Source organism: Verrucomicrobiota bacterium, from assembly GCA_039027815.1.
Lineage (GTDB): Bacteria > Verrucomicrobiota > Verrucomicrobiia > Verrucomicrobiales > JBCCJK01 > JBCCJK01.
In genome coordinates this window covers 12,208-24,986 of record JBCCJK010000020.1, presented here as the reverse complement: position 1 = coordinate 24,986, position 12,779 = coordinate 12,208, and the positions used below count along the sequence as shown (strand labels likewise).

11 protein-coding genes are annotated in these 12,779 nt (G+C 60.9%); 3 read left to right on the top strand and 8 right to left on the bottom strand.

The features are described from left to right. Positions 1 to 194: 194 nt before the first annotated feature. The 4 genes from AAF555_07135 to AAF555_07120 are packed head-to-tail and all read right to left on the bottom strand — an operon-like array spanning position 195 to position 3,755. Complete coding sequence (locus AAF555_07135) at positions 195 to 1,706, bottom strand: sulfatase (protein ID MEM6911344.1); 1,512 nt, start codon at positions 1,704 to 1,706, stop codon at positions 195 to 197. A 57-nt stretch (positions 1,707 to 1,763) separates the two neighbouring features. Next, positions 1,764 to 2,237, bottom strand: a complete 474-nt coding sequence (gene ispF / locus AAF555_07130; protein ID MEM6911343.1) for a 2-C-methyl-D-erythritol 2,4-cyclodiphosphate synthase — start codon at positions 2,235 to 2,237, stop codon at positions 1,764 to 1,766. 51 nt (positions 2,238 to 2,288) lie between these two features. After that, positions 2,289 to 3,041, bottom strand: coding sequence for an inositol monophosphatase family protein (locus AAF555_07125; protein MEM6911342.1), 753 nt, complete (start codon positions 3,039 to 3,041; stop codon positions 2,289 to 2,291). Between the two features lie 33 nt (positions 3,042 to 3,074). Then, positions 3,075 to 3,755, bottom strand: a complete 681-nt coding sequence (locus tag AAF555_07120) for a phosphopantothenoylcysteine decarboxylase (GenBank protein MEM6911341.1) — start codon at positions 3,753 to 3,755, stop codon at positions 3,075 to 3,077. A 78-nt stretch (positions 3,756 to 3,833) separates the two neighbouring features. Between AAF555_07120 and AAF555_07115 the strand changes: the two genes are divergently transcribed. Further along, positions 3,834 to 4,709, top strand: coding sequence for a UbiA family prenyltransferase (locus AAF555_07115; protein MEM6911340.1), 876 nt, complete (start codon positions 3,834 to 3,836; stop codon positions 4,707 to 4,709). Further along, positions 4,710 to 6,530 carry a hypothetical protein gene (locus AAF555_07110; protein MEM6911339.1) on the top strand — a complete coding sequence of 607 codons (1,821 nt, stop codon included), beginning with the start codon at positions 4,710 to 4,712 and terminating at the stop codon, positions 6,528 to 6,530. It abuts the gene before it with no gap. A gap of 242 nt (positions 6,531 to 6,772) precedes the next feature. Here AAF555_07110 and AAF555_07105 read toward each other — a convergent pair whose 3' ends face one another. The 4 genes from AAF555_07105 to AAF555_07090 are packed head-to-tail and all read right to left on the bottom strand — an operon-like array spanning position 6,773 to position 9,542. Next, the gene (locus AAF555_07105; GenBank protein ID MEM6911338.1) at positions 6,773 to 7,309 is read right to left on the bottom strand and encodes a flavoprotein; all 537 of its coding nucleotides are present in this window, start codon (positions 7,307 to 7,309) and stop codon (positions 6,773 to 6,775) included. After that, complete coding sequence (gmk, locus tag AAF555_07100; GenBank protein ID MEM6911337.1) at positions 7,306 to 7,938, bottom strand: guanylate kinase; 633 nt, start codon at positions 7,936 to 7,938, stop codon at positions 7,306 to 7,308. Before gmk ends, AAF555_07105 begins: the two co-directional genes overlap by 4 nt. After that, positions 7,935 to 8,813: a YicC/YloC family endoribonuclease gene (locus AAF555_07095; protein MEM6911336.1), complete on the bottom strand. Its 879-nt coding sequence runs from the start codon at positions 8,811 to 8,813 to the stop codon at positions 7,935 to 7,937. The genes gmk and AAF555_07095 overlap by 4 nt, the downstream gene beginning before the upstream one ends. A 42-nt stretch (positions 8,814 to 8,855) precedes the next feature. Beyond that, on the bottom strand, positions 8,856 to 9,542 hold the full coding sequence (locus tag AAF555_07090) for a hypothetical protein (GenBank protein MEM6911335.1): 687 nt from the start codon (positions 9,540 to 9,542) through the stop codon (positions 8,856 to 8,858). A gap of 424 nt (positions 9,543 to 9,966) precedes the next feature. Between AAF555_07090 and AAF555_07085 the strand changes: the two genes are divergently transcribed. Next, on the top strand, positions 9,967 to 12,747 hold the full coding sequence (locus AAF555_07085) for a bifunctional aconitate hydratase 2/2-methylisocitrate dehydratase (GenBank protein ID MEM6911334.1): 2,781 nt from the start codon (positions 9,967 to 9,969) through the stop codon (positions 12,745 to 12,747). The last annotated feature ends 32 nt before the right edge of the window (positions 12,748 to 12,779 follow it).

Below are 12,779 nucleotides of genomic sequence, written 5' to 3'. Positions count from 1 at the left end.
ACCGAAGCGCTTCACTGCGTCATAGGCCGCGCTCCGGCTGCACAGGCCAGCGTTCTCCATCCCTTGTAAGGCTTGGCCCCGACCCCGCCAGCTCATTCATCCGGCACGCCGGCACTCCGATCGCCTTGGCCAAGCGGTATTCTGCAAAGCCCAAGAGGAACGAGAAAATCCTCTGATGGCACTTCTGTTGGAAGTCACTTGGTCTTCCAGGAGTAGGCGGTGCCGTCCAGGACGAGCCGTAGCTGGGGGGCGTCGATGCCGGGGGGAACTCGCTTCTGTGGCGCACTGGCGTGGAGCTGTTTTTTGATGGGCGCGTATTCGGGAAGCTCGGCCAGGTTCGTCCATTCGTGCGGGTCTCTCTGGACGTGGTAGAGTTCTTCCGATCCGTCTTCGTAGTGGATGTAGCGCCACTGCTGGTTGATGACGGCGAAGCCGTTCGGGCTGAGGTAGGGGAGGAAGACATCGCGGTCTTGCGCGGTAGCGGGATTTCGTAAGACGCCCGCCAAGCTGATGCCTTCCAGCCCCTCGTCCTGGGCCAGGCCGCAGAGGTCGACGAAGGTGGGATACATGTCGATCAGGCTGACGCTGGCGGCGACTTCTTGGCCTTGGGCGATGCCGGGTCCGGCCCAGATGAAGGGAACGTTCGAGGTGCGTTCCCAGAGGGTGTGCTTTCCCCAGTCTCCTTTCTCACCGTGGTGGTAGCCGTGGTCACTCCAGATGACGATGGCGGTGTTGTCCGCGTGGGGACCGTTTTCAATGGCATCGAGGACGCGGCCCAACATGGCGTCGGCGTAGGTGACACAGGCGAGGTAACCGAGAACGGCTTCTTCCAAAAGCCCCCACGCTTCCAGGCGGGCGTGATGCGCTTTGGTGCGACCGATTTTCTGCTTTCGCATTTTTTCCGGGAGGTCATCGAGATCGCCTTCCTTGTAGGGGGGCAGGACGATTTCCTCGACCTGGTAGAGATCGAAATACTTCTGCGGGGCATAGTTCGGGAAGTGAGGTGCATAGATGCCCACGCCCAGGAAGAAGGGCGCGTCGTGTTCCTGCGCCAGGATGGAGCAGGCCCAGTCGATGCGCTGGGTGTCCGCCATGGCGGGCTCCTGCTCGTTGGGGATGGGGCCATATTCCAAGAAGAGGCCGCCGGGGATGTTTTCGTAGTTGTCCTTGAACTTGATTTGGTTGTAGCGGCTTGCCGGGAAGGGCTCGGGGAGGGGGGTGTCCTCGGTCCAGGAGTTCAGGGGCCAGCCCTCGAGCTTTTGGGATTCATTGCGGACGTGAAATTCATCCCAGCCCCGTTGGTCGATGAAGCCTTCCCGGTGATGGAAGAGCTTTCCGGTGCCGAAGGTCCGGTAGCCGGCGCGTTGGAAGCTCAGCTGCAAGGGAACCCATTCAGGGTTTTCCCGGAAGTAGACCTGGGCCCGGTAGCAGCCGGTGGTGGTGGCGTAGCGCCCCGTGAAGATGGCGCTGCGGGCGGGGGCGCAGTAGGTGGCGGGGGTGTGGGCGTTTTGGAAGGTGACGCCCCGCTCGGCCAAGCGATCCAGGTTGGGCGTGAGCGCTTGGCGGTAGCCCATGGGATTGATCCAGTCATTGAGGTCGTCGAAGGAGAAGAAGACGACGTTCGGCCTTTCAGCAGGGGCGGCGGCGGGGGCGGACGGGCTAAGCAGGGCCAAGGTGGCTACGAGAAGGAGCGCGATTCTTTGCATGAGGGCTTAAGAGAACGGAGAGAGGGGCTCGCTTCTTAGCGGCGGCGGGGAAAAAGTTCAGAGTTCGATGGTGGCCACGGCCAGGGCGGCCATGCCTTCGGCGCGACCGAGAAAGCCCATCTTTTCATTGGTGGTGGCTTTCAGGCCGATGCGGTCGACCGGGAGGGCGAGGGCAGCCGAGAGCTGGGCCTTCATGGCGTCTGCCAGCGGAAGAATTTTGGGTGCTTCCGCCACGAGGGTGGCGTCGATGTTGTTGAGGGTGCCGTTTTGCTCGTCGAGGAGGGCGCGGGCCTTGGCCAAGATTTTGAGGGAGGAGAGGTTTTTGCAGGCGGGGTCGCCGGGCGGGAAGTAGTGGCCGATGTCCGGCAGGCCGAGGGCGCCCAGGAGGGCGTCGGCGATGGCGTGGCTGAGGACGTCAGCATCGCTATGGCCCTCCAAGCCCACTGGGTGGTCAAATTGGACGCCCGCCAGGATGAGGGGCCGCCCCTCGGCGAAGCGATGCACGTCGTAGCCGATGCCCGTTCTAATCATCTTCGATTGCTGATGAGTCCAAATCGAAAATCAGTCATCGAATATCGTAAATCAAAGCAATTCATCGATGGGGATTTGGCCGTTGGTGGCAATGATGCGGTATTTGTCCGGCTGGCCGGGCAGCGGGATGAGGTCGCAGCGGCCTCCGGACTGCTCCACCATGAGCTTGCCAGCGGCTACGTCCCAAAGGCTGATCTGCTCTTCCACGTAGGCATCGAGTCGGCCGGTGGCGATGTAAGTGAGGGCCAGGGCGGCGCTCCCGAGCATGCGGTTTTTCCGGACGGCGCGGACGACGCGATCAAAGCGTTTCATGCCTTCATCGATGCTTTTGCGTGATTTCGAGAAGCCAATCGTGACCAGGGATTCGGCCATCTCGGTGCGGGGGCTGCAAGTGGTCGGCTGCCCATTCAAGAGGGTGGCGGCGCCCGCCTTCACGGTCCAGAGTTCGTCCAACATGGGGTCGTAGATGACCCCCAGAATCAGCTCTCCCTGGTGACGAAGTGCGATCGAGACGCAGAAGTGGGGGATGCCGTAAAAGTAGTTCACGGTGCCATCGATGGGATCCACGATCCATTGCCACGGGCTGCCTTGGTCACCCGCCAGCCCTTCCTCGCCGTAGAGCGCGTGCTCGGGGAAGGCACCTAAGAGGATGCCGGTGATGAGGGTCTGGCTTTCGACGTCGATGGCCAGCTTGATGTCATACTGGGAGGCCTCATCCACTTTCAATTCCCCGCCAAAGCGGCTGCGCAACATGGCCCCGGCCTCGCGGGCGGCCTGGACGGCGGTTTCGAGAGGTTCCTTCATGCGGTTGGTCTCTAGTGGCGGCCCGCTTGGCTGTCAAAGGCTGCGCTCGCGGGCGCACTCTTCGCACAGGCCGATGAGCTCGCGGGCAATCTTCCGCTTGTCCGCTTTCGCCAGCCGCACGGGAGGGCGAAGCGGGTCGGCGAAGAGGACCGTCATTTCATTCTCGGCGCTCTCGAAGCCAATGTCTGCGCGGGCGACGTCGTTGGCGGCCAAGAGGTCGCATCCTTTTTGCTGTAATTTTTGGCGAGCATTGGCCAGGAGATTCTCAGTCTCCGCCGCAAAGCCGAGCAGGATCCCCTGGAAGCCTTGGGCACGAAGGGAGCCCAGGATGTCCCTGGTTGGGATGAGTTCGAGCGCGAGGGGTTCCCCGGTTTTTTTGATCTTCTGAGGAGAGGGCGCGGCCGGGGTGTAGTCGGCCACGGCCGCCGCCAGAAGGGCGGCGTCCAGTCCGGGAAGGCGCTCGAGGACGGCCTGATACATCTCCTCGGCTGATGCCACTGAGACGAGTTCCACCCCAGGCGGTGCAGCCAAACCCACCGGACCGCTCACCAGCGTGACCGAATGGCCCGCCACTTGGGCCGCTTCGGCTAGGGCGTAGCCCATGCGGCCGCTCGAGCGATTGCTCAAGTAGCGCACGGGATCGATGGCCTCGCGGGTGGGGCCGGCTGTCACGAGTAGGCGCATGGTCAGAAGAAAAAACCGTAGGGCGGGCAAGGCAAGCGGCACCTTCCACGGCGGGCTGGGCCAAGTCGTTGCATTTTCTCCGATCCTCCCTGTAGTTGCCGCGCTTTGGTGAAGGTTTCCATTCTCCTGCGACAAGCCCGGGTGCACCAATGGGTGAAGAACGCCCTCGTGCTGGTGCCCCTGCTGGCGAAGCACGCTTTCACGGAGGGGGAGGTGTGGAGAAACTCGCTCCTGGCGGCCCTGGCGCTCTCGCTGGTGGCCTCCGCCACCTACATTCTGAATGATTTTTTTGATCTCGCGAAGGACCGGGCCCACCCGGACCGGCGGAAGCGTCCTCTGGCCGCCGGGGAGATTTCGGTGCGGCAGGCGCTGGCATGGGCGGGGCTCTTGCTGGGGAGCGGCTTGCTGGTGGCGGCGCTGGCTGGGGGCTGGGTCCTGGGCTTGCTGCTGGGGTATTTGGCTGCAAGTGGTCTCTATTCTTGGAAGCTGAAGGAGGTGGCCGTGGTGGACACGCTCTTGCTTTCTCTTTTCTACAATTTCCGGGTGGTGCTCGGAGGAGTGGCCGCGGGAATCGTCTTGTCCGAGTGGCTGACCATCTTCATTTTCTTTTTCTTCCTGAGCCTGGCCTACGCCAAACGCTTTGGGGACATCACGGTGACCGAAGGCCAGGCCACCCGTTATCGTCGACCCTACCAGGAGTCGGACCAACCCTACTTTTTGGCGACCGGGATCGCTTGCGCGCTTTTGGCGATTTTCTCGCTCGTGCTCTACACCCAGTCAGAACAGGCCAGTCGGCTCTACGGCCAACCGATGGCTTTGTGGGGAGCGATCTTAGTCCTCTTCGCTTGGACTTCCCGCCTTTGGTTGCAAACGGCCCGGGGGCAACTGCATAGCGATCCGGTCCTTGCCGCGCTTCGTGACCCGGGCAGCTACCTCGCGCTCCTTCTTTTGGTCCCTTCCTTTCTGTTGGCACAGCCGCTCTAGATGATTGAGAACCATGCTGGGAAAACCGAGGCCGTCCGGCGGGGGGGGCTGCTGGTCTTCGGCGTTCTCGTGCTGCTGGCCGTTTCGGCCGGGATGCGGGAGAGTGACCAAGCCTCGCTCTTGGACGGCGGTCTGGCCATCGCACGCTCCGGCAGCCTGGCCGATCAAGGTTACTACCATTATGGCAAGCAGTTCGTGGTCTATTGGCTGCTGGCGGCAGTTTTCCGCGTGACCGGTTTCCACGAGGTCGGCACCGAAGGGCAGGGGGTGGTCTTGGCTGGGAACGCTTTGGCGGCCGTCATTTTTTGGGGAGGCCTGCTGGCTCTCTTGTGGGCCAAGCGGGACCACCGGAAGTGGGAGGGGCCACTGCTACTGCTCTTTTTGCTGGCCCCTGCGGTGGCCTTGAGCGCGCCGCTCTTGAGCACCATTGTGGTCTCGGGGGGGTTCTTTTGTGGGGTGCTTTGGGGGCTGCGCCATTCGCCCACCCTGCTCAATCTCACGATTCTGGGTCTGGCGGCCTTTTTGGCGATCGGTGCGCGACAGGATGCCCTCCTTCTGCTGCCAGCAGCTTGTCTTTTGGCTCAGAAGGAGCCTTCCTGGCGCGGTTTGTTTCAGGATGGGCGTTGTTGGCTTTTGGGCGGGGTGGCGGTCGGCACCCTGCTGCTAGGAAGCTGGCTGGGGCAGCCGAGCGGCTTTCCCATGAGTTTCTTCGAGCCGAAGGTGGCGGCTGCCTACTGGGTCTTTGGCTTGGGGGCGCTCGGTCCTTTGGTGGTGCTGGTGGCCCTGGCGGCCATGGGGCGGGCAGTGCGCGGGGCGCGCCTGTTTTGGCTGCTGACGGGGGGGGCGCTTTTGTTGCCGGTGGCGTTTTATTCTCTTTATCTCTACACCCCGCGGCATTTGGTGAGTGTGGCCATGATGTTTCTGGCGACGCTGGTTTTGCCCTTGGGGCGGGTGCTCTGGGGGGGCTTGTTGGCGACGCGGGTGAGCCGCGTTTTTCTAGCGACTTTGCTCTTGGTGACGGTGGCTTCTTGGGGAGTGGGCCTCCGCTTGCCGAGTCCGCGCCAACCTTCTCTGGTCTGGGCCAACGCCACCGCCTATCCCACGGCGGATGGGCTGTGGCCGATGGGCGCTTACGGCCCTTTCTTTTTCCGGCTCAGCCGCATGGATCAGGCGCCGATCGATCACAATCAGGACATTTGGGAGGCTTGGTTGCGAGTGCCTGACGAGGAATTGCGCGGGAGGGGAGTTTTTTCCGGAGGCCTCGCCAGCGTGGCCCAGCTCCGCTTTCGCTTGGCGGGGGAGAAGGTGGTGCCGGAAGCGCCCGAAGTCTTGGCGGATGACCGGAGTTGTCTTCGGGAGGCTCTCGGGCACACCGGTGGGCAGGAGTTGGATGTTTCCGTTTTGGGTGATGACCCGCCTAGGGTGATGAGCCGTTCGGGGCACCGGCGCATTTTGCTTTTTGGGGCGCGCCGGCGCGAGCCGGATGGCAGGACGGAGCGATTTCTGGTGGAGCAGGCGCTGGCGCGATCGGTTTTTGGCGGCGATGATTTTGTGACTTGGGCGGCCTCGGAAACCGGTCCCGCTTGGTGGATTCGCCATCGAGGGCATCGCTGCGTTTTGTTGAGTCGACGGCCTTTAGCGGTCGACGGCCAAGCCAGCCAGCCCTTGCCGGTGGGAGAGTGGTGGGGGACCTCCGTCGACCCAGCTGAGATGGCCCTTTCGGCGCCCCCCTTTCGCCCCGAGGACCTGGTGGCGGTGAGCGTTCTCCCGACTTACATGTCGCAAGCGGCCTACGCGCCCAGCACGCTCAGAACGGAGTGATCCCGCCGGTCGAGTCTGGCGGCTTGTTTGCTGGGTTATACCAAGCTCCAGAATTCACTGGAAGAATGGAGGGGAGGTGTAGTGGGGAAGAGGCGCTGAAGCGCGGGGAAGGGAGAGCCGGTGTCTTTCGAGCCAGCCCTGCGTTGCTCCTCGGTTACGGTGCCTGCACCGCGCCCTCGTGGCGCCTTGGTCTGGCCCGAAATCCACTCGGCCATTCTACCAGCCTATTCTGCAGCTTGGTATTACTCGACGAGCAAGCGCTCGATTTCGGCCAGGATTTCCTCGACGGGCAAAAGGCGGCCTGTCCCCTCATAGCCACAGGCCAGCATGCCTTCGCTGGGTCCCAGGAAGCGGGCCCCACGGGCTTCGAGCACTTCCACATTGGCCTGGGTGGCGGGGTGTTGCCACATTTTCCCATTCATGGCGGGGGCGATCACGAGGGGGGCTCGGCAGGCCAGATGAATGGCAGTGAGGGCGTCGTCGGCCAGGCCTTGGGCCATTTTTGCCAAGATGTTGGCGGTGGCCGGGGCCACCAGCAAGAGATCGGCATTGTCTGCGAGCTCGATGTGCCCGGGGTGCCAGGTGTTTCTCTCGTCGTAGAGGCTGGTGGTGACCGGATTGCGCGAGAGCGTTTGCAAGGTCAGCGGGGTGAGAAACTCGGTCGCGTCCTTGGTCATGACGGGATGGACTTCGTGCCCTGCCTGCCGCAGTTGGCTGCACAAATCTGCTGCTTTGTAGGCGGCGATGGAGCCGGTGATGCCGAGCACGATGGTTTTCATGAACTTGCCAGCGAAGGGCTGCTCCAGCGGGTGCTTCTCTGGAGTTCGGCTTGGACGATCGCGACCAAGGTGGTGAAGTCTTCCTCCGGCGTGCCACTGGGGATGAGATAGGCATATTCCGGCCAGGCAGCGATTTCCTCTTCGGCATTCCGCATGCGGAGGGCGAGGACTTCCTGGGTATCCGTGGCGCGGTTTTGCAGCCGCTCACGAAGTTCATCCAAGCTCGCGGGCGTCACGAAGACATCCACGAGCGCTTCCTGAAGCAGGGGTTCTTGGCAGGCGCGCACTTGGCGGGCCCCTTGCACATCGATGTCCATGACGACCATCCCCCCTTCGGAGACCGTTTCGAGAATGGGCTGCTTCAGGGTGCCATAGAAATTCCCATGCACTTCGGCGTGCTCAAGAAGCGCGCCATCGGCCGCCATTTGCTGGAAGGTGTCTGGCTGGAGAAAATGGTAGTCCTCGCCATCCACTTCGCCTTTCCGGCGAGGGCGGGTGGTGCAGGAGGTGGAGTAGAGGGCGCCTCCCTCGTCTCGTAGTCGACGGCAGAGGGTGGTCTTGCCTGAACCCGATGGACCGGAGACCATCACGAGGAGGCCGTGGGTGCGTTCCAGGGTGCCAGGATTCATTCCACGTTCTGGACTTGTTCGCGGATCTTTTCCACTTCGGTTTTGGCGGCCACGACGGCTTGGGCGATTTGCGCGTGGTTGGCCTTGCTGCCGATGGTGTTGTACTCCCGATGGATCTCTTGCAGAAGGAAATCGATTTGTCGGCCGACCGGGTCCGCGCTCGCGAGGAAGCCGTCGAACTGTTGGAAGTGGCTTTCAAGGCGAGTGATCTCTTCAGAGATGTCGGAGCGTTCCGCGAAAAGAGCGATCTCTTTCAAGAGCCGCTCGTCGTCCAAGTCCAAGGGGAGTCCGGCCTCTTCGAGCCGTTTTCGCAGTTGCTGACGGTAGCGCGCCGGCACCTCTTCGGCTACTTCGGCTAGGCGGGCCACCAGCTTTCTGAGAAGGGTGAGTCGCTCTTGCAAATCCCGTCGCAAGTGCCCTCCTTCGTCGCTCCGCATGCCGTCCCAAGCGCCCAGCGCCCGGGTTAGGGCTTGAACGAGAGGCTCGCGCACTTCTGCGGGGTCCCAGTCCTCCGTCTCTACCGTGATGACGCCCGCGTAGCGCAAAAGGTCGGCTGCGCGCAGCGGGGCCTGATCCCCCAAGAGGGAGGCCGCTTGGGTGTAGGCGGTTGAGTAGTCGCGAGCGACCTCTTGATCGATCCGGATGCTCCCGGGCCGGCTTTCGGCCAAAGATTCGACCTGGCACTGGACTTGGACTCGCCCGCGACCCACGGAAGCTTCCACTTGGGTGCGAAGCTCGCTCTCGAGCGCTTGGAGGGAACGAGGCAGGCTGAGGAGGACGTCCTTTTGCTTGCGATTGACTGAGGAGATTTCGACGGTGCAGCGGTGCTTGGCTGTGTTGGCCTCGCCGCGGCCGAATCCCGTCATGCTTCTCATCCCCGCACCATCGCGCGCTGGGCCGAGAGGCCAAGTGTCTTTTCAGCGACGGCGTCGCAGGGCCAGAAGTCCCGAGCAAGCGAGCAACGCCAGCGCACCCGGCTCGGGCACGCTGGCGAGCTCCACAACCTCGATTTCCTGAGAGAAGGTCACGGTGAAGTCGCTGGCCTCGAAGGCCGGCAGGGAAAGAACTTCGCTCGTGCCAACACCCAACAGGACCAGGCCTTCCCGGTTGCTATGATCGTAGAGCGCGTAGGAGAACTGGTAGTCCCCGTTCCCCAGATTCAGCCAGTTCTGCTCGAGGCGGTAGAAGGCATCGTTGGTGGCCTTGGCCACGACCGCTGGATCGAGATTGGTGGCCAGAAAGGGTTGGCCCGCGGTTCCCGACGAGACGCTGGAAGCGAAGTCCTCCGAGGTGGTCGCCGTTTCCAAACGCATGAGCTGGGCGGAATCTTGATGGTCGGCGATCTCTAGGGAGCCCACCAGAAGGCCGCTTGCTCCTGAAGGCAGCTCGAAATCGAAACCGACCGTAATTTCAGAACCCGGTGCTTCGAAACCCGTTACAGTTCTGTGAAACGAGGTCCTCGGGAGGTCATCGGTGCCTCGGGAGTTTTCCACGGCATCCCAAGCGTCGGGGTCATCGAATGAAAGGAAAGCAACGGCTCCTTGGAGGCTGGGGCTCGCAAAAATGAGAAGTGCGAGCTGGATAAAATAGATATTTTTTCGCATAGCTGAGGTCAAAAATGAAGAAGACACTTATATTTAATAAAACTTAACCTTCAATGCAAGTGTTTTTCCAAGAAATTTTTAATTTTTGCATGATCCCGGCTGAAAAGTCTCAATTTTAAGAATAAACAAATTTCTTAGAAATTCCTAGAGGGCGGGCTGGGGCTCCACCGGCCAAAATCGATTTGATACTTGGTAATTTCTGAATAAAGTCTCCCGCTCGCGCGCCCAGCCGAATTGATCCCGTTCGGCCTAAATCCTGCACCCCTTCCCTATTTGATGATTGCCGCCGCCTTGCTTTCGACCCGCTTTCCGAGTGTCCCTTCGGAAAATTGGCGTGGGCGGCCATCTGCGTTCTCCCAAGCGATTTCGGTCTTGGGGCACGCTGCCTAGGGGGAGAGTTTTTACTCGAATGCGGTAAGCAACGATGAGCTTGTATCTGGAATACCTGAAAGAGATCGAGGAACGAAAAGCGGAGGGCTTGAACCCGAAGCCGATCGATGAGGGAAAGCTCGTGGAGGAGATCATTTCGCAGATCAAAGATCCCACAAACGAGCACAAAAAGGACTCCCTGATCTTTCTGATCTACAACACTCTCCCGGGGACCACGAGCGCCGCCGGAGTCAAAGCGGCCTTCCTCAAAGAGATTATTCTAGGGCAAGCTTTCGTGGAGGAAATCCGGCCCGAGCGGGCCTTTGAGCTTCTTTCCCACATGAAGGGCGGGCCTTCGGTGCGGGTTCTTCTGGACTTGGCGCTGGGGGAAGAGATGGAGGTGGCGCAGCGGGCGGCCGAAGTCCTCCGGACTCAGGTTTTCTTGTATGAAGCCGATACCGATCGACTCAAGCAAGCTTACCAAGCGGGCAACCAAGTCGCGGCGGGGATTCTAGAAAGCTACGCCAAGGCGGAGTTCTTCACCAAGCTGCCGCCGGTCAAAGAAGAGATCGAAGTCGTGACCTTCATTGCGGGCGAGGGAGACATTTCGACCGATCTGCTCTCCCCTGGCAACCAAGCCCACTCCCGTTCAGACCGCGAACTGCACGGGAAGTGCATGATCTCCAAAAAAGCCCAGGACGAAATCGTGGCACTGCAAAAACAGCACCCTGGCAAGAGCGTCATGTTGATTGCGGAAAAGGGCACCATGGGAGTCGGCTCCTCTCGCATGTCCGGCGTCAACAATGTGGCTCTCTGGACGGGCAGACAAGCCAGCCAATACGTCCCCTTCGTGAACATCTTCCCGATTGTGGCTGGGACCAATGGGATTTCTCCTATCTTTCTCACCACGGTGAGCGTGACAGGCGGGATTGGCATCGATCTAAAGAATTGGGTCAAAAAGCTGGATGAGGAGGGCAAACCCGTCTTGGACGAAAATGACGAGCCGATCCTCGAGCAAGTCTACTCCGTGGCCACCGGCACGCTGCTGACCATCAATACGAAGACGAGAAAGCTCTACCAAGGGGATCGGGAATTGGTGGATATCTCCTCCGCCTTCACCCCCCAGAAGCTGGAGTTCATCCGGGCGGCCGGCTCCTATGCCATCGTGTTCGGTAAGAAGCTCCAAAGCTTGGCGGCCGAAACCCTTGGGATCGAAGCCCCGTCCGTCTTCGCTCCTTCCAAGGAAGTCTCGCATCCCGGACAAGGCCTGACTGCGGTTGAGAAAATCTTCAACAAGAATGCGGTGGGGGTGGCCGAAGGAGTCACGCTCCACGCTGGCTCGGACGTCCGGGTGAAGGTCAACATCGTGGGTTCCCAGGATACGACCGGCCTGATGACCGCTCAGGAATTGGAGTCGATGGCAGCTACGGTCATCTCACCAAAAGTCGATGCCGCCTACCAATCGGGCTGCCACACCGCCTCGGTCTGGGACAAGAAAGCGCAAGCCAATATCCCGAAGCTCATGAAGTTCATGAATGACTTCGGGCTCATCACAGCCCGTGATCCACTTGGAAAGTATCACTCCATGACGGACGTGATTCACAAGGTCCTCAACGACCTCACGGTGGACGAGTGGGCCATCATCATTGGAGGGGACTCCCACACCCGAATGTCCAAAGGGGTGGCCTTCGGGGCCGACTCCGGGACCGTGGCCTTGGCCCTGGCCACCGGGGAAGCCACCATGCCGATTCCAGAATCGGTCAAAGTGACGTTCCAGGGCACCCTCCAGCCGCACATGGACTTCCGGGATGTGGTCCACGCCACCCAGGCGCAGATGCTGCAGAAGTTTGGCGAGAATGTCTTCCAGGGCCGGGTCATCGAAGTGCACATCGGAACGCTCCCGGCCGACCAAGCCTTCACCTTCACCGACTGGACCGCGGAAATGAAGGCCAAGGCCTCCATTTGTATCTCGGAAGACGAGACGCTCATCGAGTCTCTGGAGATCGCCAAAAGTCGCATCCGGATCATGATCGAGAAGGGCATGGACAATCGGGCACAAGTTCTCCAAGGCCTCATTGATCGCGCGGATGAGCGGATCGCGGAAATTCGTTTTGGGAGCAAGCCCGCCCTCACCCCGGACGCGAGCGCCAAGTATTTTGCTGATTTCGTGGTCGATCTCGACCTCATCGTGGAGCCCATGATCGCTGACCCCGACGTGCACAACGAAGACGTCTCCAAGCGTTATACCCACGACGTCATTCGTGCCCTCTCCCACTACCAAGGCAGCAAACCGGTCGACCTCGGATTCGTCGGCTCCTGCATGGTCCACAAAGGCGATCTCAAAATCGTGGCCCAAATGCTCCGCAACCTCGAAGCACAGCAGGGGAAAGTGAAATTTCAGGCCCCGCTCGTGGTAGCCGCTCCCACCTACAACATCATCGATGAACTGAAAGCGGAAGGCGATTGGGAGATCCTCCAGAAATACTCCGGCTTCGAATTCAATGACACCTCCCCCAAAGGCGAAGCCCGGACCGAGTATGAGAAGATGATGTATCTCGAGCGCCCCGGCTGCAATCTCTGCATGGGAAACCAGGAAAAAGCTGCCAAAGGGGACACGGTCATGGCGACCTCCACCCGACTCTTCCAAGGTCGCGTGGTAGAAGACGCCGAGCGCAAAAAAGGGGAATCTCTTCTCTCCTCCACCCCCGTCGTCGTCCTCTCCGCCATCCTCGGTCGCACCCCCAGCTTGGAAGAATACACCGCGGCCGTCCAAGGCATTCCCCTCACGCAGTTCGCCCCGCCTCTGGAAGAGCTGAGCACAGCGCTCAGTGCATAAATTCGGTCTCCGATCGAGCAAGGCTCCTTGCG

Coding starts and splice junctions, on each gene's coding strand:
- AAF555_07085 (MEM6911334.1), top strand. CDS start 9,967: ATGAGCTTGTATCTGGAATACCTGAAAGAGATCGAGGAACGAAAAGCG.
- AAF555_07110 (MEM6911339.1), top strand. CDS start 4,710: ATGATTGAGAACCATGCTGGGAAAACCGAGGCCGTCCGGCGGGGGGGG.
- AAF555_07105 (MEM6911338.1), bottom strand. CDS start 7,309: ATGAAAACCATCGTGCTCGGCATCACCGGCTCCATCGCCGCCTACAAA.
- AAF555_07135 (MEM6911344.1), bottom strand. CDS start 1,706: ATGCAAAGAATCGCGCTCCTTCTCGTAGCCACCTTGGCCCTGCTTAGC.
- gmk (MEM6911337.1), bottom strand. CDS start 7,938: ATGAATCCTGGCACCCTGGAACGCACCCACGGCCTCCTCGTGATGGTC.
- AAF555_07125 (MEM6911342.1), bottom strand. CDS start 3,041: ATGAAGGAACCTCTCGAAACCGCCGTCCAGGCCGCCCGCGAGGCCGGG.
- AAF555_07090 (MEM6911335.1), bottom strand. CDS start 9,542: ATGCGAAAAAATATCTATTTTATCCAGCTCGCACTTCTCATTTTTGCG.
- AAF555_07095 (MEM6911336.1), bottom strand. CDS start 8,813: ATGAGAAGCATGACGGGATTCGGCCGCGGCGAGGCCAACACAGCCAAG.
- ispF (MEM6911343.1), bottom strand. CDS start 2,237: ATGATTAGAACGGGCATCGGCTACGACGTGCATCGCTTCGCCGAGGGG.